Genomic DNA, 224 nt, shown 5'->3' with positions numbered 1-224 from the left:
CTACGACGAAGCAATTGCCTCGTACAAAAAAGCTTTGAGCATTAAGCCTGATTACGCAGAGGCTTGGTCTAATCAAGGGACGGTATTCTCAGATTTAAAGCGCTACGACGAAGCAATTGCCTCGTACAAAAAAGCTTTGAGCATTAAGCCTGATTACGCAGAGGCTTGGTCTAATCAAGGGACGGTATTCTCAGATTTAAAGCGCTACGACGAAGCAATTGCCT

General features: G+C 44.6%; 1 protein-coding gene. It reads left to right on the top strand.

Features of this window, described 5'->3' with window-relative positions; translation table 11 throughout:
- Positions 1–34: 34 nt before the first annotated feature.
- Positions 35–224, top strand: a 190-nt coding sequence (locus ICN15_RS10865) for a tetratricopeptide repeat protein (RefSeq protein ID WP_255532994.1), incomplete at its 3' end; no start/stop codon positions are given.

The organism is Polynucleobacter sp. CS-Odin-A6, assembly GCF_018882095.1.
Taxonomy (GTDB): domain Bacteria; phylum Pseudomonadota; class Gammaproteobacteria; order Burkholderiales; family Burkholderiaceae; genus Polynucleobacter.
This window is presented reverse-complemented; position numbering and strand designations above follow the sequence as displayed.